Below are 25,114 nucleotides of genomic sequence, written 5' to 3'. Positions count from 1 at the left end.
CTCCCCTCAGGCCAGATTGAGCGCCGCCCATTGCAGCAGCATGATGGTCTTGCCATCGACGATGTCGCCCCGCTCGATCATCGAAATCGCATCCTTAAGCGGCACTTCCACCAGTTCCAGATCTTCGTGTTCGGCTTCCAGCCCGCCGCCGAGCGACAGTTTTTGCGCCTCGTCGATGGGCGAGTAAAAGAAGTGGATCTTTTCCGTTACCGCTCCCGGCGACATATAGGCGGTGAACAGGAAACGTGGCGCGGCAATGTGATAGCCCGTCTCCTCCTCGACCTCGCGGGTCACGGCCTTTTCGGCGTCCTCGCCATCGGTCATGCCCGCTGGCACTTCCAGCAGAAAGGGCTTGTCACCCATCATATAGGCGGGAATGCGAAACTGCCGCACCAGCAACAAGGTCTTCTTGGAGGGGTCATGCAGCAGGATTGCCACCGCATGGCCGCGATCAAAGACTTCCCAGCTGAGGCGCTGGGTGGTGCCATCCGGTTTTGCATAATCGAACACCATCTTGCGCAGATGGCTCCAGCCCTTCCACAGCGTCTTGTCCTCGACAATGGTAATGCTGGTCGCGTCAAACTTGCTCATGATACCCGCACCCAAACCTTGTTATCGTGAAACGCAGCACCGCCATGCGGGGCCGGAGCGTCGGCACCGGTCAGCACGTTGATGCCCTCGCCGTCCAGATGTGCCTTGTTGGGCCAAAGACCTTCTGCCACCAGCACGCCGGGCTTGACCGCATCGGTGATGTTGACATGGATACGCAAGGCGCCGCGCCGGTTGCCGATCCGCACCACATCACCATGGCCGATACCTAGCTCTGCCGCGTCAGCCGGATTGACCATCACCTCCGGCCTGCCTTCCTTATCGCGTGAGGTCTTGGTCTCGGCGAATGTCGAGTTGAGAAAATTGCGGGCGGGTGACGTTGCCAGCCGGAACGGATGCTCGCTATCGGCTGTCTCGATCACATCCATCTGATCGGGGAAAACCGGAAGCGCGGCCACCGGCCCCAGAGACCCCAGCGCTCGTGGCGGTTTGTTGGGCGCGGGCGTGCCTTCCCAATCCGGCCTGAAGCGGAATTTCCCATCGGGATGGGCAAAGCCTTTTAGATAATGAGCGTCTTCGAACGGCGGCTGGCAATCCAGCCACTTATCCTGCTCGAAACTGGCAAAATCCGGCTTGCCGCTGGCGGCGAGGATATGGTCGATATGCTCGCGCTCGCTAAGGCCGAACCCCGGAAGATCCGACACGCCGAGCCGTTTGGCCAGTTCCTCAATGACGAAGAGATTGGTGCGCACCGTTTCCGGCGGCTCGACCAGTTTAGGGCCAATCAGCATATGGCTCTGGCCACCGCCGCGATAGAGATCGTCATGCTCAACAAACATCGTCGCTGGCAGCACGATATCTGCAAGCTCCGCCGTCTCGGTCATGAAATGCTCATGCACGGCAACAAACAGATCGTCGCGCAGAAAACCCTGCTTTACCAGCCGCTGTTCCGGCGCAACATTGACCGGGTTGGTGTTCTGGATCAGCATCGCCGTCACCGGACCACGATGGCGCAGCGATTCTGCGTCGCCGGTCAGCACCCGGCCAACCTGCGACTGGTCCAACATGCGAATGTCAGGATCGACAAACGCCGTCCCCATCAACTCGGCTTTGTTGAGCTTGAAAATATCGCTGTTGGAATGAAACGCGCCCCCACCCTCATATTTCCAGCTGCCCAGCACGGTCGAAAGCGACAGGGCGGCATGCATGGAAACCGCACCGTTACGGCTGCGGGTAAAACCATAGCCGAGGCGGAAGAATGTCTTTTTGGTCTCACCGACCAATTTGGCGAAGCCTTCGATCTCTTCAATTGAAAGACCGGTGACGCTGGCGGCCCATTCCGGGGTCTTGTCCTTCAGATGCGCTTCCAGCCCGGCGGGATCATCGGCAAAGTCAGCCATATACTCCCGGTCGGCATAACCATCACGAAAGGCGATATGCATGGCGGCACAGGCTAGCGCCGCATCGGTGCCAGGACGCAGAATGAGGCCCATATCGGCCTGTTTCATGGTCGGATTATCATAGATATCGACAACGACGATTTTCGCGCCGCGATTTTTGCGGGCCGCCACCGCATGGGTCATGACATTGACCTGCGTCGCCACCGCATTGGTGCCCCAGATCACCACGCAATCGGCAACCGCCATTTCGCGCGGGTCCGGGCCGCGCAGCGTGCCGGTGCCCATCACATAGCCAGTCCAGGCCAGATTGGTGCAGATCGAGCCGAAAAAGCCGGAATATTTCTTGGCGTGGCGCAGCCGCTCTATCGAATCGCGCTGCACCTGCCCCATCGTTCCGGCATAGAAATAGGGCCAGACGGCCTCGCTGCCATGCACCTGCTCTGCTTTGACGAACGCATCGGCGATCTCGTCCAGCGCCGCATCCCAGGATATTTCCTGCCAGCTGCCCGCCCCTTTTGCGCCTTTCCGGCGCTGCGGCACAAGCAAGCGGTCGGGGTGATAGAGCCGCTCTGTATAGCGCGCCACCTTGGCGCAGATCACGCCTGCGGTATAGCTATTGTCGCGCGCGCCGCGCATCCGTCCGATCCTGCCGTCCGGGGTCAGATCAACCTCAAGCGCGCAGGTGGATGGACAGTCATGCGGACAGGCCGTATGACCAATGGAAGTTTTCAAGACGGGGCTGATGATGTTCATGGCAAAGTTATAGGCCAAGCCCGCAAAGCCCAAAAGCCCCATTCCAAAAAATCACTGGACCCATCGGAAAAGCGCATGAATTACCGCCACATCTACCACGCAGGCAATTTCGCGGACGTGCTGAAGCATGCCGTGCTGGCGCGGCTGGTCATTTATCTCCAGCAGAAGGACAAGGCATTCCGGGTGCTGGATACCCATGCTGGCATCGGTCTTTACGACCTATCCTCCGACGAATCGCAAAAAACCGGCGAATGGCTAGGCGGAATTGGCAAATTGCTGGACGCCGAACTGACACCGGCAGCGACCGATGTGCTGAAGCCCTATCTCGATGTCGTGCGGGCACTGAACCCGCAGGGCGGCCTGACCCGCTATCCCGGCTCGCCGAAGCTGGCGCGCGACCTGTTTCGCCCGCAGGACCGTTTGTCGGCGATGGAGCTGCATCCGGACGATTGCCGCACACTTTCCCGGCTGTTCGAAGGCGATTACCAGGCGCGGATCACCGAACTGGATGGCTGGCTGGCGCTGGGCGCTCATCTGCCACCCAAGGAAAAACGCGGCATCGTGCTGGTTGATCCGCCCTTCGAGCTGGACGGTGAATATGAGCGGCTGGTCGATGGATTGGCGCGGGCCTATCGCCGGTTTTCTGCCGGGGTCTATTGTCTCTGGTATCCCATCAAGAAGGGCGCGCCGATTGCCGCTTTTCACGAGGCCTTGAAAGAGACGGGCATCCCCAAGATGCTCTGCGCGGAACTGTCGGTGAAAAGCGACCGCGATTTGACCGGCCTGTCTGGTTCAGGCCTGATCATCGTCAATCCGCCCTTCACCCTCAAGGATGAACTGCATGCGCTGCTGCCCGAATTGAAGCGGGTGCTGGCGCAAGACCGCTACGCTTCGCAGCGCTGCTTCTGGCTGCGCGGCGAAGAGTAAACTCCACCTGACACGCGAACAGGACCAAACCGATGAAGCTGCTTTATGCTCCCGCCTCGCCCTATTCCTCCAAGGTCCGGATGGCCGCCCGCGCCACCGGCATTACCCTTGAGGAAATCAAGGTCGATACCAATGCCAACCCGCCTGAATTGATTGACAACAATCCGCTGGGCAAGATCCCGACCCTGATTACCGATGAAGGCCAGTCGATTTACGATAGCCGCGCCATCATGCAGTACCTGAACCGTATCTCTGACGGTGGCCTCTATCCGAAAAAGGACGAAAAGCGCACCGAGGCCGAGGTGCTGGAAGCGCTCTGCGATGGCATCACCGATTGCCTTCTGGCGATCGTCTATGAGAAGCGCCTGCATCCGCCGGAAAAGATCCACCAGCCCTATATCGACCGGCAATGGGAAAAGGTCACACGCGGCCTGGACTATCTCGAAACCCATATGCCGAAGATGGGCAAGAAGCTGAACGGCGGCCATTTTTCCATGGCGGGCCTGCTCGGCTACCTGATGCTGCGCTTTCCCGGCGAATGGGAAAATGGTCATGTGGCGCTGACCGAATGGCCGGTGCTGTTTGCCAAGAAATTCGATGGGTATCAGTTGCTGCGACCGCAGGCCTGAAAGTGTTGCCAGGCTTTAAAAGCCTTCCCAGAATCAAGAAGCCCGGCGCTAAGGCCGGGCTTCTTTCAGATCACAATAATCGGCTGATCAGAACTTCATGCCGATACCAACCTTGACGCTCTGGTCGTCAAAGCCGCGCGATACCTTGGAACCACCGATGTTGTAGTCCTTGTTCTGGTAATCGGTGTAGCGGTATTCCACACGAGTGGTGATGTTGTTGGTCACCATGGCTTCAACGCCTGCACCGACCGTGTAGCCGAGAGCGGCCTTGCTGTCAGAACCGCCAGCACCGGAAATCTTGGTGTCAGCCGCAGCCACACCGGCTGTGCCGTAAACCATGAATGGGTTGAGGTCGTAGCCGACGCGGCCACGAATAGAGCCGTTTACGCCCTGCTTGCCATTCAGGCCAGCGCCGGAGCGGCTACCATTGCCGTCATAACCGATGTCAGCTTCACCACCGTAAACGATCTTGTCGTTCTGCATGTTGTAGCCGCCATAGACCTGGCCGCCGAAGGCACGGGCGCTAAACTTGCTGCCGTGCGAACGACCCATTGTATAGGTGCCTGCACCGCCGACATAAGCACCGGCCCAGTTGCTGACCGGAGCCGGCATATCGACGGCTGCGGGTGCTTCCGGCACCGACATGACGGCATCGGCAGCGTGAGCGCCGGTGACGAGGGAAAGACCAGCAGACGATGCCAGCAAAATCATAACGAGAGTACGCATACCAAATTCTCCTATTTATAAAACGAACCGATGGCGATCATGTCGTCTCTTGCGGTTCGAATACTTGCACGGATGTCCCTGCCCGCTTCAGTGTTGAAAATGGCCCTCAATTGCGGAATTGGAAGAGCCGAATTGTGAAATATTTTAGGCAAACACTAGGCAAAATTTAGACGTTGCTTTCGTGCAACAGGTGATTTGTTAACCCTAATAAATCGTCAACAAGATATTACTTTGCGCTCACGGCATTTTACTTTCGCAAATGCGGAGTGATACAGAGATTCAAGGTGAAGAAAACGAAGATCGCTGACCTTCAATAAGTCGCGCCATGACATATATCTGGAGCGACAATAATGGTGCGCCTTGAGCGTCCGGCCTATCCATACAAAGCCGATTATAACAAAAGGTGAAGAGCATGCCCGCCCCTCGTCCGAAAGCTGCCCCAAAAGCAGCACTTGTCACCGCTTCCGCCAAACGGATTGGCCAGGCCATCGCGCAGGATCTGGCAGACAATGGCTTTGCCGTCGCCATCCATACCCATGCGTCTCTTGACGAAGCTGAAACTCTGGCGCAGCAGATAAGTTCCAAGGGCGGCAAGGCGGTGGCCTTGAAAGCGGACCTTCGTGACATTGGCGAGACACAAGCGCTGATTTCAAAGGCGACGCAGGCGCTTGGTCCTCTCGGTCTGCTGGTCAACAATGCCTCGGTGTTTCTGGACGACAAGGCAGACCAGTTCGATGCGGAGCATTTCGCCGCGCATTTCGATATTCATGTCCGTGCGCCTGCCATTCTGTCCGCTGAATTTCATCGGCAGGTGCCAGAGAATGGCTCGGGCCTGATCGTCAACATCATCGATCAGCGGGTGCTGGCCCTCAAACCAACGTTCTTTTCCTATACATTGTCAAAATCCACCCTGTGGACGGCGACGAGAACCATGGCGCAGGCCTTTGCCCCACAGATCCGGGTCAATGCCATCGGCCCCGGCCCGACGCTGAAAAGCGAGCGGCAGGAGCAGAAGGATTTTCAGGCGCAGATCGACAGCCTGCCGCTGAAGCAGGGCGCGGGCCTTGAAGAATTCGGCCGCACCATCCGCTTTCTTTTTGACACGCCATCGATCACCGGCCAAATGTTTGCCCTCGATGGCGGGCAACATTTGATTTGGCCCGGCGCAAACGGTACGGAGATTGCGGAATGACCCCAGGGAAGCAGCCGGAAGGCGGCATTCTCTATGACGGCACAGAAGATGACGAGGATGACATTGCGACAGACGGCGCAATCGACCCCGCGGTCGCTGCCGTTCTGCCGCCGATCGACTGGAACGAAGGCGCCCTGCATGGCAGCGGCCTGACCGGTGCCGACCTGATTGCGGAATTCGTCAAGAAACTGCCCAACAATCCCGGCGTCTACCGGATGATGAATGGCGACGGCGACGTGCTCTATGTCGGCAAGGCCCGCAGCCTGAAGAAGCGCGTCAGCAATTACGCGCAAGGCCGCCTGCATTCCAACCGCCTGACCCGCATGGTGCGCGAAACCGCCCATATGGAATTCGTCACGACCCGCACCGAGGTCGAGGCGCTGCTGCTCGAAGCCAACCTCATCAAGCGTTTGCGGCCGCGCTATAACGTGCTGTTGCGCGACGACAAGAGCTTTCCCTATATCCTGATTACCGGCGATGGCCGCGCACCCGCCATTTACAAACATCGCGGTGCGCGCGCCCGCAAGGGCGATTACTTCGGCCCCTTCGCCTCGGCGGGCGCTGTCGGGCGCACCATCAATTCGCTACAACGGGCCTTTCTTTTGCGTACCTGCACCGACAGCGTGTTCGAGAGCCGCACGCGGCCCTGTCTTCTTTACCAGATCAAGCGCTGCTCCGGCCCCTGCACCCATGAAATCAGCGACGCCGATTACGGCGTGCTGGTGAAGGAAGCCAAGGATTTCCTGTCCGGCAAGAGCCAGAACGTCAAGGAAGCCATGGCGCGGACGATGAACGAGGCGGCGGAAACCCTGGATTTCGAACGCGCCGCCGTGTTCCGCGACCGGCTTGCTGGCCTCTCTCATGTGCAGAGCCACCAGGGCATCAACCCGGCGGGCGTTGAGGAAGCCGATATTTTCGCCATCCATCACGAGGGCGGGCTGACCTGTATCCAGGTGTTCTTTTTCAGGACCGGACAGAACTGGGGCAACCGCGCCTACTTCCCGAAGGCCGATCCGCAGATGACCGGCGCGGAAGTGTTGAGCGCCTTTCTGGCACAGTTTTACGACGACAAGCCCTGTCCCCGGCAAGTGCTGCTGTCGGAGGGGATTGACGAACAAGATTTGTTGAGTCTCGCGCTCTCCGAAAAGGCGGGATACAAGGTGACGATCCTGGTGCCGCAGCGCGGCGAGAAGAAGGATCTGGTCGAGCATGTGCATGGCAATGCCCGCGAAGCGCATGGCCGCAAGCTGGCGGAAACAGCCTCGCAAGAACGGCTGTTGAAAGGCTTTGCCGAGACATTCGCACTCGCCTACGTGCCGCGCCGCATCGAGATCTACGACAATTCCCATATCATGGGCACCAATGCGGTGGGCGGCATGGTGGTGGCCGGGCCGGAAGGCTTCGTGCGCAACCAGTACCGCAAGTTCAACATCAAATCGACCGACATCACCCCCGGCGACGATTTCGGCATGATGCGCGAAGTGATGACACGGCGCTTTTCGCGTCTGCTGAAGGAAGAAGGCAAGCCGGACCGCAACCCAAATCGCAGCACCGGTACCGAAGAAGGTGCGGATGCAGTTTTCCCGGCCTGGCCCGACGTGATCCTGATCGATGGTGGCCAGGGCCAGATGACCGCCGTCAGGGCAATCCTGAAAGAGCTGGACATTACCGATTGCGTCACCGCCATCGGCGTCGCCAAGGGCGTAGACCGCGATGCAGGCCGCGAGCGTTTCTTTGCGCAGGGCAAGCCGGACTTCACCTTGCCGCCGCGCGATCCGGTGCTGTATTTCATCCAGCGGCTGCGCGACGAAGCACATCGATTCGCCATCGGCTCGCACCGGGCGCGGCGCAAGAAGGAAATGGTCAAGAACCCATTGGATGAGATCGGCGGCATCGGACCAACCCGCAAACGGGCGCTGCTACAGCATTTCGGCACGGCCAAGGCGGTCTCGCGGGCGGCGATGAACGATCTGATGGCTGTGGACGGCATTTCGGAAGCCGTTGCACGACAAATTTACAATCATTTTCATGAAAACTCTGGTCATTCTCACGAAAACAGCCGGGAATAGCTACATTGGGCATAAAATGGCCGTTTCGCCCCCGGAAAAACCTTAGCACCGGCTTGACGATCGATCTTCCCAAGCGCCATCTTCCAGCGCTTCACAACAAAGACAGGGCATCATGGCTTCGCGTACCTACAGCATCCCCAACCTGTTGACATATGGCCGTATTCTGGCCGTGCCTTTGATTGTTCTGTGCTTCTATCTGGAAGGCAAGCTGCAAAGCACCGACTTTGCCCGCTGGGCGGCGCTGGCGATTTTCGTTGTCGCCTCGATTACCGATTTCTTCGATGGCTATCTGGCCCGGATCTGGAACCAGACCTCCAATATCGGCCGGATGCTGGACCCGATTGCCGACAAGCTGCTGGTCGCCACCTGCCTGTTGCTGATGGCCGCCGATACAGAAAAAACCATTGCCGGCTGGTCGCTCTGGGCCGCCATCATCATCCTCTGCCGCGAAATTCTGGTCTCCGGCCTGCGGGAATATCTGGCCGAGTTGAAGGTCAGCGTGCCTGTGACGCGAATCGCCAAGTGGAAAACCACGGTGCAGATGGTGGCGCTGGCCTTTCTGCTGGCCGGCCCGGCAGGCGACAAGGTTCTGCCCTACACCACCCAGATCGGCATCGGCCTGCTGTGGATCGCCGCCGCCCTGACCATGTATACCGGCTATGACTATTTCAAAGCCGGTGTGAAACATATGGTGGACGAATGACCGTCAAGCTCGTTTATTTCGCCTGGGTGCGTGAAAAGATCGGCCTCGACGAGGAAGAGCTTGCGCTGCCCGAGCAGGTAAAGACCGGTGCCGACCTGATCGCCTATCTGACCGAGCGCGGCGAGAATTACGCCGAGGCCCTGCAATTTCCAAACGCCATTCGTATTGCTGTCAACCAGGAACATGTCGAGCATGACGAGCTTTTGGCCGGTGCGCGCGAAATCGGCCTGTTTCCGCCAATGACCGGTGGTTGAGGCCATGGTGTCGCCTGTCATCCGGGTCCAGCGGGATAATTTCGATGCTGCGGTAGAGACGGCATTCATAACGGATGGCCGCGCGGATATCGGCGCGCTGGTGTCCTTCGTCGGGCTTTGCCGTGATGAACAGGGCAGGCTCGATGCGCTGGAGCTGGAACATTACCCCGGCATGGCAGAGGCCGAGATGAACCGGATTGCCACGCTTGCTATCGATCGGTTCGACCTGATGGCGCTGACCGTGCTGCATCGCTATGGCAAGATCGCCGCTGGCGAACAGATCGTGCTGGTCATTGCCGCCTCCAGCCACCGGCAGGCAGCCTTCGACGGCGCCAATTTTGTGATGGATTTCCTGAAAACCGCCGCCCCCTTCTGGAAGAAGGAACATGGCAAAGACGGCACGTCAGGCACCTGGGTCGCCGCCCGCGACGCCGACGACGCGGCCCGCGACAGGTGGACATAAAAAAACCGGAGCCTCTCAGCCCCGGTTTTTGATAGTTGCTCTTCAAAGTAAAAGCCTCGAAGAGGCCTAGAGCCTGTCAGGTTCAGATTGAACCAGACAGACTCTAGATTCTCTTGTTTTCGTTTGTCTTTTCGGGAAAACCGGGTTCCACTTTTCCCTGACAAACTTTAGCCGACGATTTCGGTGGCTGCGAACCAGTAGGCGATTTCTTCAGCGGCAGTTTCCGGGGCGTCGGAGCCGTGAACGGAATTTTCGCCGATGGAGAGGGCGAACTGCTTGCGGATCGTACCTTCGGCAGCCTGGGCAGGGTTGGTTGCACCCATGATTTCGCGGTTCTTGAGGATGGCGCCTTCGCCTTCCAGAACCTGAACCACGGTTGGGCCGGACGTCATGCCTTCAACCAGTTCGCCGAAGAAAGGGCGTTCTTTGTGAACGGCGTAGAAGCCTTCAGCTTCGCGCGTGCTCATCCAGACGCGCTTCGAAGCAACAACGCGCAGGCCGTTGTCTTCAAAAACCTTGGTGATCGCGCCCGTCAGGTTACGCTTGGTTGCATCCGGCTTGATCATCGAAAAGGTGCGTTCAATCGCCATCGTCTCGTCCTTTGTTTGTAGGGAAAGTGGGCGGTTTCTACCTGCCCCGATTCGCGAAAACAAGGGGGAGACGCGAATTTCACGCCACCGTCACATGACAAGGCCTTTATGCCGCGTCAGCCTGCACCAAGCCAAGGGCCGCGCAGCGCTCGAACCATTGCGCTGCCGGATCGTCTTCGGGCAAGAAGATCGAGCCTGTGACGATCTTCAACCACTGGAATGCGCCAAACACGATGTAATCGGCAAACAACGGCTTTTCCCCGCCGATAAAGGGCTGCGACCGCAGCATATGTCGCAAGGGCTGGAGTTTCGCCGGAAACGCCGCAATTGCACCGTCGCGATCCGGGAAAATCTCTTCCAGCACCTTGCCGAACAGCGCTTCGCGGGTTTTGCGAAAATGCGCCTGATCGGCGGGAGAGATCATGTTGTAGATATCCATAAGGGCGATGGAACTGATGGCCGGATGGATGGTGGATTGCGAATAGCCTTCCACAAACCGTGCCAGAGCCTTGCCGCCCTCGCCGCGAAACAGGCTGGGACGGTCCGGATAGGCCTCTTCCAGATAAAGCGCGATCTGGAAACTGTCCGCGACCACGGTATCGCCATCGCGCAGGATCGGCACCAGTTTCGATATCCCCTCCTCCACTGTTGGAATTTCGGTAAAGGCCAGCGGCTTTTCCTCAAAGCTCAACCCCTTGTGGCGCAGCGCCAGGATGATCTTCCAGCAATGCGGTGAAAACGGACGAGTGAGGTCTGTTCCTGCAAGTGAGTAGAGAAGTCGGGTCATCGGTGGTGGCCTCCGGTCGAAACGATCCGGCTATCGGATGTCAATTGCCCCAACTATTCAAATCAAAAATGCTTATATCAGCCATCAACCTCAAGACAGACGTCCTTCCCCACTCCCGCCCCCTTGCCTTCCCGGCCATCATCGGCCAAAACGCCAGCCATGATTACCATCAATGACGTCTCCGCCCGTATTGCAGGCCGCCTGCTGATTGACCACGCCAGCATTTCGCTGCCCACGGGTACGAAAGCGGGCCTTGTCGGCCGTAATGGTGCGGGAAAATCCACCCTGTTCAGGGTGATCACCGGCGACCTGGGAGCCGAAAGCGGCTCGGTCTCCATTCCCAAGAATGCCAAGATCGGTCAGGTGGCGCAGGAAGCCCCCGGCACCGAGGACAGCCTGATCGAGATCGTCCTGGCTGCCGACAAGGAGCGCACAGCGCTGATGGCGGAGGCCGAAACGGCCACTGACCCGAACCGGATCGCCGACATCCAGATGCGGCTGGTGGATATCGATGCCCATTCGGCGGAAGCGCGCGCCTCCAGCATTCTTGCCGGTCTCGGATTTAACCAGGAAGCACAGTTGCGCCCAGCCTCGGCCTTTTCAGGTGGCTGGCGGATGCGCGTGGCGCTGGCCTCGGTGCTGTTTGCCGAACCGGATCTGCTGCTGCTGGACGAACCGACCAACTATCTCGACCTTGAAGGTACGCTCTGGCTGGAGGATTATATCCGCCGCTACCCGCACACCGTCATCATCATCAGCCATGACCGCGACCTTCTCAACAATGCGGTCAATGCCATCGTCCATCTCGACCAGAAAAAGCTGACCTTCTATCGCGGCGGCTATGACCAGTTTGAGCGCCAGAAGGCCGAGAACGACGAATTGCAGATGAAGTCGAAGGCCAAGAGTGATGCGGCGCGCAAGCATCTTCAAGCCTTCATCGACCGGTTCAAGGCCAAGGCCTCCAAGGCAAAGCAAGCTCAGAGCCGTGTGAAAGCGCTGGAGCGCATGGGCACGGTCTCCGCGGTTATTGAAGATCACGTCCAGCCCATCACCTTCCCAGAGCCGGAAAAGCAGCCAGCGTCGCCGATCATCGCCATCAATGGCGGTTCCGTGGGTTACGAACCCGGCAAGCCGATCCTGAAAAACCTTAACCTGCGCATCGATGCGGATGACCGCATCGCGCTGCTGGGATCGAACGGCAACGGTAAGTCCACCTTCGCCAAATTCATTTCCGGTCGTCTTCCGCCCGAAAGCGGCGATCTGCGGCTGGCGCCGAGCCTGAAGATCGGCTTCTTCGCCCAGCATCAGTTGGACGATCTGGTGCCGGAAGACACGCCAGTGGAACACGTGCGCCGGTTGATGCCGCAGGCACCGGAAGCCAAAGTGCGCGCCCGCGTCGCCCAGATGGGTCTGGCCACCGAAAAGATGGCGACCGCCGCCAAGGATTTGTCCGGTGGTGAAAAGGCCCGGTTGCTGATGGGCCTTGCTGCCTTTCACGCCCCCAACCTGCTGATCCTCGACGAGCCGACCAACCATCTCGACATCGACAGCCGCCGTGCGCTGATCGAAGCGCTGAATGATTATGACGGTGCGGTTATCCTGATCTCCCATGATCGCCACCTGATCGAGGCAACGGTGGACCGGCTCTGGCTGGTCAATAACGGCACCGTCACCACATTCGAAGGGGACATGGAAGAATACCGCGACCTGATTGTCTCCTCAGGTAAAAAAAAAGAAGAAAAAATTGACGTAACCGTCGAAGCCGGGAAAAAAGCTGACCAGCGCAAGGCCAATGCCGAAAAGCGGGCCGCGCTGGCACCACTGAAGAAAAAGATCAACGAAATCGAATCATTGACCAAGAAACTGGAGACAGTGATTCAAGGTCTTGATGCAGAACTTTCAGATCCGGTTCTCTACGAAAAGCATCCCGCCAAGGCGGCGGAAAAGGTTAAGCAGCGTGGTGAGGCCGCCGCCAAGTTGAGCGCTGCCGAGGAGCAATGGCTGGAGCTTTCAGCCGAATATGAAGAGGCGATGGCGGGCTAGACAGTCTTTGCAATTGTAATCTATCAGAATGCTTGGAAGTCACCGATTCTATAGTTGTGATGGAAATCGCAATTAGATGCACAAAACAAAAAAAACAACTTTAAATTTTAAATACTGACTATATTGAGCAATGCATAATTCCGACACTTAAAGATTGCGTCGGACTTAAATGCCGGAAGTCCTCTTTTCCGTTATTATTTTTGCATCGCAAACAAAAGCCATTCGACTGAATGCAGCGAAGCAATTCTCTAAACCCCTGAATCTTTTAGGATAAGCCAGCAAACCCCTAAAATAGCAGGGTTAATTATCTATTAGAGATATTTTAAATATTAAGCAACATCATCCTCGCCAAGGACAGGCCAGCAAGAAACGTGCCGGTTTCCATGTCCCTCCGTCGGCTGTCAGCGCTCGCCCCCAAGCGTGACTGTCGCGTCATATCTGTCAGCAGGTTCAGCCGCTCTCCGGCTTTTATATATCCATTCCTCCACGGTGCTCTTCCAGCACGTGTCACATGATGAAACTCCAGGCCTCCGCGCAATGAAGTGTGCGGAATGGTGCAAGCACGCTGTCGGACAAAGATGATATTTGCCGTCGGCTCGATTGGAACAGATCAATGCATCTGAATTTCTCGCTCAAGACATCGCTGGCCAGCGCGTTTAGCGGCCTGATGTTGCTTCTTCTCCTCCAGGGTTGTTTTGCCCTGTCGTCCATGTCCGGCGTGTTTGACAATGTCGAGGGATTGGCGAAAGACGCGGTTCCCTCGGTGGATATTACCAACCGCCTCAACATTTCACTCGCCAATGTGCGCGGCCTCGAAATGCGCCATATCCTCAGCAAAACGCCACAGGCCATTCAGGAAGCGGACGATGCCCTGAAAACGGAAATGCAGAAGCTGGACAAGCGGATGAAAACCTATGAAACGCTGATCTCGCTGCCTGAAGAGCGCAAGGCCTATGACGCCTTCAAGCTGGCCATGGTTTCTTATGTGACGCTGCACAACCAGATGGTGGCCTATTCGTCCAGAGGTGAAAAGGACAAGGCTGCGGCCTTGCTGACCGGAGACATGGTCAGTGCCTATAACGCCATGGACGAACAAGCCGATATCTTCCGGGATGCCAATGTCGATGCGGCTGGCCGCATGTATGAAAATGCAGCATCAGCCTTTCAGCTGTCGCTGCTGCTGAATGGCCTGGTTCTGGCGCTGGGTGCCATTGCCGGTATCGGGGCGATGATCTTTGTGTTCAAGGGCGTTTCCAACCCCATTGAGCGGTTGACCCGCGCAATGCGGCGTCTCGCCGATGGCGACCTGAACACCCAAGTGCTCTATCTGGAACGCGGCAACGAAATCGGCGACATGGCACGGGCGCTCGAAGTGTTCAAACAGAACGGCCTGCGGGTGCAGACGATGAATGCTCAGGAACTGCATATGCGGCAAAAATCCGATGAACTGCGCGACAGTATCGGTGAAGTGGTCGCCGCTGCCGTGGTCGGCGATTTCAGCCAGCGGATCACCCGGGATTTCGATTTCGAAGATCTGAACGCCTTTGCCTCATCCATGAACAAATTGGTGCAGTCCATCGATACCGGCCTTGGCGAGACCCGCCGCATCGTCGCCGCCCTCTCGGATGGTGATCTGACCGATACGATGCGCGGCCAGTTCCACGGCGCGTTTGCCGAGTTGCAGCAGAATGTCAACGGGACGATGTCCGCACTGCGAGGCATTGTCGGCGAAGTGCGCTCTTCCATCGACATGATCAATTCCGGCTCCGGCGAATTGCGGTTTGCCTCGGACGATCTGGCCAAGCGCACCGAGCAACAGGCCGCCACCCTTGAGGAAACCTCCTCCGCATTGGAAGAAATCACCACGGCGGTGCATTCCTCCAATGATCGTGCCCAGCAGACCAGCCGCATGGTGGATGAGGCCCGCCGCAGTACCGAACAATCCGCCTCGGTCGTCCATGACGCCGTCTCGGCCATGGGCCGGATTGAGCAAGCCTCCGGTGAAATCGGCAAGATCATCAATGTCATCGACGAGATCGCCTTCCAGACCAACCTGCTGGCCCTGAATGCAGGTGTCGAGGCGGCACGAGCAGGTGAAGCCGGCAAGGGTTTTGCCGTCGTTGCTCAGGAAGTGCGCGAATTGGCGCAACGCTCCGCAGGTGCTGCCAAGGACATCAAGTCGCTGATCACCAAATCGGGAGAGGAAGTCAATGCAGGCGTGCGGCTCGTTACCGCCACCGGCGATGCACTCTCCAAGATCCGCGATCATGTCGTGGATATCAACGCGCAGGTGCATCAGATCGCCAATGCCGCCAAGGAACAATCCTTCAAGCTGCAAGAGGTCAATTCTGCCGTCAGCCAGATGGACCAGGTCACCCAACGCAATGCCGCCATGGTGGAAGAAACCACGGCGAGCACCAACCAGTTGGCCGATGACGCCCAGAACCTCGCCCGGCTGATCTCGCATTTCAAGCTGGAAGCTGGCGGCGCTCAACAAAGACAGAAACGTCAGGCGGCCTGAGCCGGAAACGCCTGCGTCCCACCAATCATATTGACGCGGGAAACCGCGTCAATATCTCGTTTCAAGCGGTCAACAAGACATTCGAGAACCTCTTATTCTCGTTTATCTTATCGGGAAAACCGGGGCCCACTTTTATCTGGCAAACTCAAGCCTTCTTTTCCCATCGGCCTTGGTTGTTCTGTTGCCAATAGGTGAGCGCGTGGCCCTCACCCTTCAGCCGCTTCCATTCACCTCTCGCCGTTTCCAGCTCGCCCTGATCATGGCCGTCGAAGACGAAGACGATCCGGTCATAGACAAGCGGCAGGTCCGGCACAGCACCGTCGATATAAAAGCGCACCGTCGCCCCATTGGGATTGTCAGACGACAGGCAGAGAAGGATCGGTTGCGCCTCCGCCTGCTCGCCGATGCTGATGCCATGCGCCAGAAAACTGTCGTCGCGAAAGGTCCATAAATGCTGATCCAGCCGGTCACACCGCTCCGGATCGCGCATTTCTACGCCAACCTTCCAGCCGCGCTCGACGCTTTTTTCCAAAAGCGCCGGAAGCGCATCCTCCAACCGGGTCTCGGTCAGGTGATAGAACAATACCTCGGTCAAGGCCGGGCTATCCCTTACGCTTCATAGGCATCGCGCACCAGCTGGTCGAGCAGGCGCACACCAAAGCCCGACGCCCAGGACTGGTTGATCTCGTCCTTCGGAGAAGCCATCGCCGTACCGGCAATGTCGAGATGCGCCCAGGGCGTGTCGCCGACAAAGCGCTTCAGGAACTGCGCCGCCGTGATCGAACCACCATACCGGCCACCAGTATTTTTCATATCGGCGAATTTGCTATCGATCAGCTTGTCGTAATCCTTGCCGAGCGGCATGCGCCACAGGCGCTCATTGGTGGAGAGGCCAGCCTTCAGCAGGTTTTCGGCCAGCGTGTCATCATTCGAAAACAGCCCGGCATGCAGATTGGCAAGCGCCACCAGGATGGCGCCAGTCAGCGTCGCCAGATTGATCATAAAGGCAGGCTTGAAACGGTCGTTGCAATACCAGAGCGCGTCGCACAGCACGAGACGCCCTTCGGCATCGGTATTGATCACTTCGATGGTCTGGCCGGACATCGAGGTGACGATATCGCCGGGGCGCTGGGCATTACCATCAGGCATGTTTTCGACAAGGCCGAGAATGCCGATAGCATTGACCTTGGCCTTGCGGGCCGCCAGCGTATGCATCAAGCCGATGACGGCAGCAGCACCGCCCATATCGCCCTTCATGTCTTCCATGCCGCCAGCAGGCTTGATGGAAATGCCGCCGGTATCGAACACCACGCCCTTGCCGATGAAGGCAATCGGCTGTCCTTCAGGCGCGCCGCCCTTCCACTGCATGACCGCAAGGCGTGGCGGGCGGACCGAGCCCTGGGCCACACCCAGAAGCGCGCCCATGCCGAGGCTGGCCATTTCGGTTTCGGTGAGGATTTCCACCTCGACGCCTAGCGCTTCCAGCGCCTTGGCACGGTCGGCAAATTCCACCGGACCCAAAACATTGGCTGGCAGGTTGACGAGGTTGCGCGCCAGAAGAACACCATCAACAACAGCCCTGCCCTCAGCGGCAAACAACCGTTCCGCAGCGTCGGCCACAGCGGTTACCAGGGTGATCTGGACTGCGGACGGTGCCTTATCGTCATCGTCTTTCTTCTTCGTCTTGTAATCATCGAAGGAATAGGCGCGCAGCAGCATGCCGATGGCAAAATCCCGCACGCCCTCAGCCGTTATCGTCAACCCGTCAGCATCGAGAAAGACCGTCACGGCCTCCGAGCCTTTCAGGTTTGCCGCCGCCACACCGCCCAGCCGCAGCCAGTCATGATCGACAAGATCAGCGGCTTTGCCAGCCCCGATGACAATCAGCCGATCTGCCTGCGAACCGGTGGGCGCGAGAATGTCGAGAACCGACATGGCCTTGGCCTTGAACTTCGCCGTTGCTGCGGCCTTCGCGAAAATTCCGGACGGATCGACCGTGGCCGCCCCGGCTGGCAACGTCGCTTCAGCCTCCTTCAGGCTGAGGACCAGGCCCGCCTCGATTAAGGCGGATGGGGCAAAGGAAATTTCCAGCTTCATGGACATGGCTTACTCCGGCACTGTATGTTTGATCGCGATTGTCACGATTTGCTCTGGGCGCCGATCATGTCGGTTTTGCGCATGATTGCAACAGGGCTCGCCTCCTTGTCCTCATGCCTTCTCCTCACTCCGGATCAAAGACGCGCTTTGCCAACGCCGCCCCTGTCGCCATCGATCACAAACCCACATCCCCCAACAGACCCTAATTTGGCCGTTCCCGACCCGTGAATACAGTAAAGATTTGTAATGCGTGGCCTGCCTGCAACTGGTCTTTGTCTTATAACATCTATAAGCATTCGCTATGATGCAAATCAGCACCGGGGCGAACGAAGACCGGGGCAAGCCCGAGTTGTGACGAGCCTCAAGAGTTTGACGATGAAGACCAGTGCCCGCAAACCCCAGCTGACCGTCACGGATATATTTGGACGGCACTGTCGTATTCCCGATCTCACCCGGTCCTCCTTTACGACCGCCGCCTTGCTATCCACCGTCTGGGTAATGCTGCTGGTGGTGTTCTATTCAGCGCCCGGCTTCGATATCGCGGTGTCTGAAGTGTTCTTTCGCGCCGGCAATTGCACAGCGCATGAGGCAAACACGATCTGCGGCGGCTTTCCCATTTCGCGCGAGCCAGTCCTGAAGGCGATCAGGCAAATCCTGTTCTACATGCCGCATGTGGTGGGCGTCGGCGTGCTGGTGGCGCTGATCGTCAAGCTGTGTCAGCCGCGCGCCGCCTGGCAGCAGGAACAAATCGTCAAGCTGGTTCTGTCGCTGCTGGCAACGGCCATTGGACCCTATCTGCTGGTCAATGTGTTTCTGAAGGACATGTCCGGCCGGCCACGCCCCAATCAGACCGTGTTCTTCGGCGGACCCTATGGGTTTGAACCGGCGGGCAATTTTGCCGGTGCCTGCGATCAGAACTGTTCCTTCATTTCCGGCGAAGCCGCAGGTGCGGGCTGGATCATCTGCATCGTTCCCCTGCTGCCAGCCACCTGGCGTCGGCGCGTCGGCTGGCCGCTGGTCTTCGCATCGCTTGCCTCGCCCCTGCTGCGGCTGGCCTTTGGGGCACATTACCTGTCCGACGTGGTTCTGGGCTGGCTGTCTTCGCCGGTGATCTTCGCCATTGTCTTTGCCGTGGCAAACGGCTGCGGGCTTTTGCGGGCCAGAAACCAGCCCAATCTTTAAATCAGGCACATAAATCTGCCTGTTGCCGAGAAGCATCATTAAAAAGTCCTGCACAGATGATTGAAGCATCGGCTCTTGTGTTTTGCCCTGACGATGGGCAAATAGGCGCTATTGGCAGGATCCGGCATGAAGCTTCTTGAGTCCTATATATTGCGGCGTGTCGCGCAGATGTTCCTGACGGCACTTCTGCCCGTGCTGGCGATCATCTGGACAACACAGGTCCTGGCACGCATCAATCTCGTGACCGATACCGGACAGTCGATCGGCTCTTTTGCCACGCTCGCCACCCTCATCCTGCCCACCATCATTCCCATCGTCATGCCGTTTGCGCTGGTTATTGGCATTACGCAGAGCCTGACGGCGATGAACAACGATTCCGAGCTGGCCGTCATCGACGCCGCCGGTGCGTCTCGTGCGGTTATTCTCCGGCCAATCCTGCTGTTTGCGCTGGCCATCAGCGTGATAACGCTTGTTATCACCAACGAAGTGCAGCCAAAAGTGAAAGTGGCGGCGCGTCAGATGATTGCCAATGCCTATGCCGACCTTCTCTCGACGGTGATCGAGGAAAAAACCTTCCGCAAGGTGGAAGACGGCCTTTATGTGCAGATTTCCCAGCGATTGGCGGGACGCGTGCTGAAAGGCCTGTTCGTCGCCGATTACCGCGACCCGGCCTATTCGCTGATCTATTATGCCCGCGAAGGCGCGGTGGATGAGACCGGGACCGCGCTGATCATGCATGACGGTGAGGTCCAGCGCAAAGCACCGGGTGGCACGGTTTCGATCGTGCGGTTCGATTCCTATGCCTTCGACCTGTCCGACCTGACGGAAACCCGTGGCAAGGCAAAGATGCGGCCGAGTGACCGCAGCCTGAGCTTCCTGCTCAATCCGGATACAAATGACGACGATTACAAGGATCACCCAGGCGAATATCGGGCGGAACTGCATAAGCGCATGACAGAATGGCTCCTGCCCTTTGCTTTCGCGCTGATTTCACTGGCCATCGCCGGCGATGCGCGCTCCCACCGAGAGGCACGGCTGCATCCTATGGTCTCGGCATTGACCCTTGCGCTTGTTCTGCGCTGGCTGACATTCTATGCCGCCAACAAGTCCGAATCGAATGCCGCCTTCATCGTGTTAATGTATGCGACACCGCTCGCCAGCGCGGCGATTGCCACCCTGATGCTGATGCGGCAGAAGAAATCGCAATTGCCAGCACCCTTGCGTCGTATGATCGACACGACACGGTTGGCCTTTCAGCGGCGTTTTAGCTCCAATAGCGCCAATGGCCAGGACAATGGAGGCAGCGCATGATGCTCAACACGCTCAGCCGCTATTTTCTCAAGCGCTATGCAATCACCGTATTCTGGTTCGTGATTGGCGTCGCAGCGATCATTTTCCTGATCGACTTCAGCGAGGTCAGTGGCCGGTTCTCCGACAACGAACAATCCTCGCTGTTTGGCGTCTTCCTGCTGACGCTGATGCGCCTGCCGCTGCTGCTCCAGCAAACCGTACCCTTCATCGCACTGTTTTCCGGGATGGTGACCCTGATCACCCTGAACAGGCGCTCCGAATTGGTGATTGCGCGTGCCGCAGGCATTTCCGTCTGGCAGTTCATGTTCCCCTTCCTGCTGGGCGCTTTCATGCTCGGCTGCGCCACATCCCTGCTGATCAATCCGCTTGCCGCTCTCGGACAGAAACAGGCTGCGACACTGGAGGCCGAATACAGCGACCCCGGCAAGGCCAGCAACAATAAGAACTCCGTGCCTTGGATGCGCCAGATCACTGGCAAGGAAGACACGATCATCGGCGCGACCTCGGTTCTGGAAGACGGTACGTTGCTGATGCAGGCGGTGTTTATCCACTTCGACGGCCAGGGTCGAATCACCTCCCGTCAGGATGCACGCACAGCGAAGTTGCAAGATGGTTACTGGTTGCTTAAGGATGTCGTAGAGACCAAGCCTGGCGAAACACCCAAGCGGGAGACATCGGCACAAGTTAGCACCAATTTGAAACAGGAATTTGTACAGGAGCGTCTCGCACAGCCGGATACTGTTGCTTTTTATGAACTTTCTCAGAAAATCGCAGTTGCCAAATCCTATGGCGTCTCAACGAAGAATTTGGAAACGCAGTTTCACACGCTGCTCTCCACTCCCTTCCTTTTCGTTGCGATGACTCTGATTGCTGCAACTGTTTCTCTCAAATTCAGCCGGTTCAACCAGTCACGTTCCGTGATTCTGGGTGGAATCATTTCGGGCTTCGTGCTTTATGTGGCGACAGTGCTCGTGAAGGCGTTCGGAAGCAGTGGCGTTGTGCCTCCGTTCGTTGCGACCTGGGTTCCTGTCATTGTTGCGACAGCGCTCGGGGCGACGATCCTGCTTCATCAGGAGGATGGTTAGTGGCGGCAATTGACCGCGGAAATATAAAACGGCTTTTCACAGCCCTGCTGGCAGGCGTCGCCTTTAGTGCGACCCTCGTTCCTGTGCCTTTTGCCTATGCGCAGACGGCCTCCAGCAATGGTTTGGTGTCACCGAAAATTCCCGCCGATGCGAAGCTCATGCTCGCAGCGAATGAAATGACATATGATAAGGACGCCCAGAAGGTGACTGCGGTCGGCGGCGTCCAGATCAATTACGCCGGCTACCAGATGGTATCCAAGCGCGTCGAATACGACCAGAAGACCGGTCGGATGATGGCCTATGGCAATATCGAACTGATAGAGCCTGATGGTAACCGCATCTATGCCGACAAGATGGACGTCACCGACGACTTCGCCAATGGCTTCGTCAACAGCCTGCGGGTGGAGACGACGGATAATACCCGCATCGCCGCCCAGAAGGGCGAACGCGTCAACGGCGACCAGATGATCCTCTACAAAGGTGTCTACACCGCCTGTCTGCCTTGCGCGGAACAGGGCCGTGCGCCCTTCTGGCAGATCAAGGCCGAACGAGTCATCCAAAATGGCAAGACCCACACGATCCGCCTGGAAAACGCGCGCTTCCAGCTGTTCGGCAAGTCGATTGCGCTGATCCCGTCAATCGAGGTTCCCGACAATACCGTCAAGCGTAAATCGGGCTTCCTGTTTCCCGAATTCAGCACGACTCAGAAACTCGGGTTTGGGGTTATTGTTCCCTATTACTGGGCCATTTCCCCGCAGACCGACGCCACGATCAAACTGGGTGGGTTTACCAGCCAGGGTGTGTTGCTCGATACAGAAGTGCGCCATCAGTTCGAGGATGGATTGGCGACGCTGCGCTTTGCTGGCATCGACCAGTTAAACCCAGGCAAGTTCGACAGCGGCACCACGGATGCCGAGAAGGACTTCCGCGGCATGGTCGGCTCGACCGGCAAATTCGATATCAATCCCCGCTGGAGCTTCGGCTGGGACGTGATGCTGGAGAGCGACAACAACTTCGCACGCACCTACGATCTGGAAGGTTTCAACCAGAAAACCCATACCAATCAGGTCTATCTGACCGGTCTTGGGGATCGTAATTCCTTCGACATGCGCGCCTATTACTTCGACATCCAGGATGCCGACAGCAAGGATGTCGCCGAGCGCAAGCAGCCGATTGTCACCCCAACCATCGACTATAGCTATTATGCGCCGGAACCGTTCATGGGCGGAGAATTGTCGGCAACCGTCAACTTCACGGCCCTGACGCGTTATAACAGCGATATTCTCAACCTGAACAATGGCAACGAACGCTTCAGCGGATTGAAGGGCAATACGACCCGCCTGACCGGTGAAGTGGAATGGAAGCGCACCTTCGATACACCGCAGGGCGTGTTGCTGACACCTATCCTTGCCGCGCGTGGCGATGCCTTTGGCAATAACATGGACGCACCAGGGTCCAGCTATTCCGGCAATTACAACGACACCACAGGCGTGACCCGATCGATGGTGACGGCTGGGCTTGAGGTTCGCTATCCATGGCTGCTCAGCGCGCCAGGCAGCACGCATGTGATAGAGCCAATTGGCCAGATCTTTGTCCGACCCGACGAGCAACAGGCCGGCCGACTTACGAATGAGGATGCGCAAAGCTTCGTCTTCGATGCCAGCAACCTGTTTGAGCGCGACAAGTTCTCCGGCTATGACCGGGTTGAAGGCGGCACGCGTGCCAATGTCGGCCTGCGCTATACCGGCTCGTTCGACAGCGGTTATACATTGCGCAGTATCTTCGGGCAGTCCTACCAACTGGCCGGCAAAAACTCCTTTGCCTCCTCGGATCTGGTCTATGCCGGCAACGAATCGGGCCTGGAAACAGCAGTGTCCGATTATGTCGGCATGGTCGGGCTGGATACGCCTTACGGCATATCCACCTCAGTCAATGCGCGGTTCGATGAAAAGACCTTTGAGGTCGCGCGGACGGATTCGGCCATCGGTTATCACAACGACCAACTGCAAACGAATTTCATCTACACCCAGATCGCGGCGCAGCCTAATTACGGCTATGATTACGACCGCGAAGAGATACAGAACGCCAGCTCGGTCAAGATTGGCGATTTCTGGTCGGTCTTCGGTTCGATTACTTGGGATGTGAAGAAGGACAATATCAACCGCTATGGCATCGGCGTGTCCTATGCCGACGATTGCACGATCTTCTCCATCGTTTACAAGAACAAGGACGATGACGAATCCGCCAATGACTGGTCCATCGGCGCCCGACTGACATTCCGCACCTTGGGCGATGTCAAAGTAGGCGATACCGACGTCACCGGGTTCAATTGATCTGTCTCGCCTTTAGACGCCCGCTGTTTTCCCTGGAAAGCGGCGGGCCACGTTCCTATTGATCCAAAATATCAATAGCACCGGGCGGAGACTGGATTCGGCACGATGCTATTGGTTTTTATTTTCACATCGGATTTTTCAAGATCCAGTTCCCGGCTTTTCGGTCTGATGCCTTAGAACAGATGTGTTTTTATAAGAAACGCTGCCACACCGTTGGTTGAAGCGCCGTTTCTTATGGAAAAGCCATTGTTTCGCCGCAGGGTTTGTGCAATCGATCCTGCAATAAAGCATTTTCAGCAAAAGTGCGGTGCGGCTTTGTGGTGTAAATGCCTGAAAGTAAAAAGGGAGCATTCTGCGGTTCACTTTGAAGCGGGAATTCTCCAATATGCTGTGCCTGCTGCATAATTCTTTGAATCATTGCCGATTTAAGAAATTATGCAGCAGAGTTTACCGGGAAAAAACGTGCGTGTTTTGAACGGTAGACCCTGAACACGATCATTCAGAGGGTGCCGCGCGCCATTGGATCGCTGCGGCATGGGAAAAGGACAGGTGATGACCTTGAGCAATAAAACTTTGCGCGCCGCTGTTGTTGCAACGGTGGCTTTGGTTTGCGTGACAGGCTTTGCGCCAGCAACGGTCACTCCAGCTCTGGCCGATACCGGCGTGGCTGTCGTCGTCAATAAAACCGCGATTACCAATACCGATTTGGCACGGCGGATTGCCTTCCTGAAACTTCGCCACGAGACAGGTGACGTCGCTAAAAAGGCCCGTCAGGAATTGATCGACGAGCAACTGAAACGCCAGGAAATCGCCCGGGTCGGAATGTCCGTCAGCACCATGGATGTCGACCAGGCTTTTGGGCGGTTCGCCGCTTCCAATAAGCTGTCGACGCAGCAGATGGGCCAGATCCTTGACAAGGCCGGTGTCGGCGTCGAGCACTTCAAAGCCTATATTGCCGTGCAGATGAGCTGGCCACGACTGGTAAACGCACGCTATGCGTCCCGCTCGAAGATGAGCAATCAGGACATGGTTACCCGTCTGCTTGAAAACAAACAGAAGCCAGTGACGACAGAATACACCCTGAAACAGGTTATTTTCGTTGTACCCGTCGCCAAACGCGCCACCTTGACCGCCAAGCGCAAGGCAGAGGCCGAAGCGTCCCGCGCCAAGTTTCCCGGCTGCGACCAGGCCATGGATTTTGCCAAAAACTACCTTGACGTCTCGATCCGCGACCTCGGTCGGGTGATGAAGCCTGAATTGCCTGACGACTGGAAGCCTTTGATTGAGGGCGCGAACGGCACCACCACAGGCACGCGCGTCACCGAACGCGGAATTGAATATCTGGCGATCTGCAATCAGAAGCAAGTCTCCGACGATCTGGCCGCCGAAGCGGTTTTCAAGGCCGAAGATATCGGCAAGGAAGACAAGTCCAAGGGCGATCCGAATTCCGAAAAATACCTGACCGAACTGCGCTCCAAGGCCCAGATCATCAATCGTTGA

General features: G+C 57.5%; 22 protein-coding genes. 14 read left to right on the top strand and 8 right to left on the bottom strand.

Annotated elements, in window-relative coordinates; all coding sequences use genetic code 11:
- Nucleotides 1-6: 6 nt before the first annotated feature.
- Nucleotides 7-591 carry an NUDIX domain-containing protein gene (locus AVI_RS06135; RefSeq protein ID WP_015915545.1) on the bottom strand — a complete coding sequence of 195 codons (585 nt, stop codon included), beginning with the start codon at nucleotides 589-591 and terminating at the stop codon, nucleotides 7-9.
- The gene (locus AVI_RS06130; protein WP_015915544.1) at nucleotides 588-2,702 is read right to left on the bottom strand and encodes a molybdopterin-containing oxidoreductase family protein; all 2,115 of its coding nucleotides are present in this window, start codon (nucleotides 2,700-2,702) and stop codon (nucleotides 588-590) included. The genes AVI_RS06135 and AVI_RS06130 overlap by 4 nt, the downstream gene beginning before the upstream one ends.
- Before the next feature lie 75 nt (nucleotides 2,703-2,777).
- Between AVI_RS06130 and AVI_RS06125 the strand changes: the two genes are divergently transcribed.
- Together AVI_RS06125 and AVI_RS06120 are read left to right on the top strand one after the other, a co-directional pair.
- Nucleotides 2,778-3,629, top strand: a complete 852-nt coding sequence (locus tag AVI_RS06125; RefSeq protein WP_015915543.1) for a 23S rRNA (adenine(2030)-N(6))-methyltransferase RlmJ — start codon at nucleotides 2,778-2,780, stop codon at nucleotides 3,627-3,629.
- Nucleotides 3,630-3,661: 32 nt separating this feature from the next.
- A complete protein-coding gene (locus tag AVI_RS06120; protein WP_015915542.1) occupies nucleotides 3,662-4,258 on the top strand; it encodes a glutathione S-transferase family protein in 597 nt (198 codons plus the stop codon).
- Nucleotides 4,259-4,345: 87 nt separating this feature from the next.
- Here the strand turns inward: AVI_RS06120 and AVI_RS06115 are convergent, their stop codons facing one another.
- The gene (locus tag AVI_RS06115) at nucleotides 4,346-4,984 is read right to left on the bottom strand and encodes an outer membrane protein (RefSeq protein ID WP_015915541.1); all 639 of its coding nucleotides are present in this window, start codon (nucleotides 4,982-4,984) and stop codon (nucleotides 4,346-4,348) included.
- Nucleotides 4,985-5,396: 412 nt separating this feature from the next.
- Between AVI_RS06115 and AVI_RS06110 the strand changes: the two genes are divergently transcribed.
- From AVI_RS06110 to AVI_RS06090, 5 genes are all read left to right on the top strand, one after another.
- On the top strand, nucleotides 5,397-6,176 hold the full coding sequence (locus AVI_RS06110) for an SDR family oxidoreductase (RefSeq protein WP_015915540.1): 780 nt from the start codon (nucleotides 5,397-5,399) through the stop codon (nucleotides 6,174-6,176).
- Nucleotides 6,173-8,245: an excinuclease ABC subunit UvrC gene (gene uvrC, locus AVI_RS06105; protein WP_015915539.1), complete on the top strand. Its 2,073-nt coding sequence runs from the start codon at nucleotides 6,173-6,175 to the stop codon at nucleotides 8,243-8,245. Before AVI_RS06110 ends, uvrC begins: the two co-directional genes overlap by 4 nt.
- Before the next feature lie 112 nt (nucleotides 8,246-8,357).
- Nucleotides 8,358-8,948 (top strand): CDP-diacylglycerol--glycerol-3-phosphate 3-phosphatidyltransferase, encoded by a 591-nt coding sequence (gene pgsA / locus AVI_RS06100; protein ID WP_015915538.1) that lies wholly within the window; start codon nucleotides 8,358-8,360, stop codon nucleotides 8,946-8,948.
- Nucleotides 8,945-9,202 (top strand): molybdopterin converting factor subunit 1, encoded by a 258-nt coding sequence (gene moaD, locus AVI_RS06095; protein WP_015915537.1) that lies wholly within the window; start codon nucleotides 8,945-8,947, stop codon nucleotides 9,200-9,202. The genes pgsA and moaD overlap by 4 nt, the downstream gene beginning before the upstream one ends.
- A gap of 4 nt (nucleotides 9,203-9,206) precedes the next feature.
- Complete coding sequence (locus AVI_RS06090) at nucleotides 9,207-9,665, top strand: molybdenum cofactor biosynthesis protein MoaE (RefSeq protein WP_015915536.1); 459 nt, start codon at nucleotides 9,207-9,209, stop codon at nucleotides 9,663-9,665.
- Between the two features lie 167 nt (nucleotides 9,666-9,832).
- Here AVI_RS06090 and ndk read toward each other — a convergent pair whose 3' ends face one another.
- Both ndk and AVI_RS06080 read right to left on the bottom strand, forming a co-directional pair.
- Nucleotides 9,833-10,255 (bottom strand): nucleoside-diphosphate kinase, encoded by a 423-nt coding sequence (gene ndk, locus AVI_RS06085; RefSeq protein WP_041696404.1) that lies wholly within the window; start codon nucleotides 10,253-10,255, stop codon nucleotides 9,833-9,835.
- 106 nt (nucleotides 10,256-10,361) lie between these two features.
- Complete coding sequence (locus tag AVI_RS06080; RefSeq protein WP_015915534.1) at nucleotides 10,362-11,042, bottom strand: glutathione S-transferase family protein; 681 nt, start codon at nucleotides 11,040-11,042, stop codon at nucleotides 10,362-10,364.
- 159 nt (nucleotides 11,043-11,201) lie between these two features.
- Here AVI_RS06080 and AVI_RS06075 point away from each other — a divergent pair, with 159 nt between their 5' ends.
- Complete coding sequence (locus AVI_RS06075; RefSeq protein WP_041696402.1) at nucleotides 11,202-13,085, top strand: ABC-F family ATP-binding cassette domain-containing protein; 1,884 nt, start codon at nucleotides 11,202-11,204, stop codon at nucleotides 13,083-13,085.
- Nucleotides 13,086-13,698: 613 nt separating this feature from the next.
- Nucleotides 13,699-15,606, top strand: coding sequence for a HAMP domain-containing methyl-accepting chemotaxis protein (locus tag AVI_RS06070; RefSeq protein ID WP_015915532.1), 1,908 nt, complete (start codon nucleotides 13,699-13,701; stop codon nucleotides 15,604-15,606).
- A 145-nt stretch (nucleotides 15,607-15,751) separates the two neighbouring features.
- On the opposite strand, the gene AVI_RS06065 is transcribed toward AVI_RS06070, so the two are convergent.
- A complete protein-coding gene (locus tag AVI_RS06065) occupies nucleotides 15,752-16,201 on the bottom strand; it encodes a DNA polymerase III subunit chi (RefSeq protein ID WP_015915531.1) in 450 nt (149 codons plus the stop codon).
- A 14-nt stretch (nucleotides 16,202-16,215) separates the two neighbouring features.
- The gene (locus AVI_RS06060) at nucleotides 16,216-17,709 is read right to left on the bottom strand and encodes a leucyl aminopeptidase (RefSeq protein WP_015915530.1); all 1,494 of its coding nucleotides are present in this window, start codon (nucleotides 17,707-17,709) and stop codon (nucleotides 16,216-16,218) included.
- Between the two features lie 369 nt (nucleotides 17,710-18,078).
- On the opposite strand from AVI_RS06060, the gene AVI_RS06055 reads away from it, so the two are divergent.
- From AVI_RS06055 to AVI_RS06040, 4 genes are all read left to right on the top strand, one after another.
- Entirely contained in the window at nucleotides 18,079-18,885 is an 807-nt protein-coding gene (locus AVI_RS06055; protein WP_049777150.1) for a phosphatase PAP2 family protein, read from the top strand.
- A 126-nt stretch (nucleotides 18,886-19,011) separates the two neighbouring features.
- Complete coding sequence (lptF, locus tag AVI_RS06050; protein ID WP_041696400.1) at nucleotides 19,012-20,196, top strand: LPS export ABC transporter permease LptF; 1,185 nt, start codon at nucleotides 19,012-19,014, stop codon at nucleotides 20,194-20,196.
- Nucleotides 20,193-21,281, top strand: a complete 1,089-nt coding sequence (gene lptG / locus AVI_RS06045) for an LPS export ABC transporter permease LptG (RefSeq protein ID WP_015915527.1) — start codon at nucleotides 20,193-20,195, stop codon at nucleotides 21,279-21,281. The genes lptF and lptG overlap by 4 nt, the downstream gene beginning before the upstream one ends.
- Complete coding sequence (locus tag AVI_RS06040) at nucleotides 21,281-23,614, top strand: LPS-assembly protein LptD (protein WP_015915526.1); 2,334 nt, start codon at nucleotides 21,281-21,283, stop codon at nucleotides 23,612-23,614. Before lptG ends, AVI_RS06040 begins: the two co-directional genes overlap by 1 nt.
- A gap of 232 nt (nucleotides 23,615-23,846) precedes the next feature.
- On the opposite strand, the gene AVI_RS31020 is transcribed toward AVI_RS06040, so the two are convergent.
- Nucleotides 23,847-24,017 carry a hypothetical protein gene (locus tag AVI_RS31020; RefSeq protein WP_156538201.1) on the bottom strand — a complete coding sequence of 57 codons (171 nt, stop codon included), beginning with the start codon at nucleotides 24,015-24,017 and terminating at the stop codon, nucleotides 23,847-23,849.
- Between the two features lie 149 nt (nucleotides 24,018-24,166).
- On the opposite strand from AVI_RS31020, the gene AVI_RS06035 reads away from it, so the two are divergent.
- Complete coding sequence (locus tag AVI_RS06035; protein WP_015915525.1) at nucleotides 24,167-25,114, top strand: SurA N-terminal domain-containing protein; 948 nt, start codon at nucleotides 24,167-24,169, stop codon at nucleotides 25,112-25,114.

It is taken from the genome of Allorhizobium ampelinum S4 (assembly GCF_000016285.1).
In the GTDB taxonomy this organism is placed as follows: Bacteria; Pseudomonadota; Alphaproteobacteria; order Rhizobiales; family Rhizobiaceae; genus Allorhizobium; species Allorhizobium ampelinum.
The sequence above is the reverse complement of the archived record's forward strand: the minus strand, read 5'-3'. Positions and strand labels throughout refer to the sequence as shown.